The organism is Shewanella sp. ZOR0012, from assembly GCF_000798835.1.
GTDB classification, from domain to species: Bacteria; Pseudomonadota; Gammaproteobacteria; order Enterobacterales; family Shewanellaceae; genus Shewanella; species Shewanella xiamenensis.
In genome coordinates, this window is the sequence record NZ_JTLE01000077.1 from 1 (window position 1) to 435 (window position 435).

Genomic DNA, 435 nt, shown 5'->3' on the forward strand with positions numbered 1-435 from the left:
GACGGGGCGGTCGAGCATCCAAGGACGGACTTGCTGCGTGTCGGTGAGTCAATGCCATGGCGAGCCTATTCACATTGACTAATGTTAACAGCCACTTTTGCCACGTCTTTAAAGCAATCTCAATCACTATTCGCTTGAGGGGAAGCCGAAAGCAGATTATGTTGTTGATTTAAAATGGCAGATAGAATTATTGGTTGCCGTTTTCAATGGCTAAGGCGTGTAGTAACTGAAATGGACAACTTTGACTATAAATTGGGTACGATAAACGGGATACTCACAGGGCTATCCTATGTAAACAATAAAACGAATCACGGCTATACGTTTGAAATCATTAAAATTGATGCACCAAAACCATTAGAGATTGCAACGGAAAATTATCTTAAGGGTTTTTATAAGGATGCCACGGTTAGCTTTAGTGAAGTCATAGACTGGCGT

1 pseudogene is annotated in these 435 nt (G+C 41.6%); it reads left to right on the forward strand.

The features are described from left to right. Positions 1 to 174 precede the first annotated feature (174 nt). A pseudogene (locus L976_RS01655) lies at positions 175 to 435 on the forward strand (hypothetical protein); the annotation flags it as partial.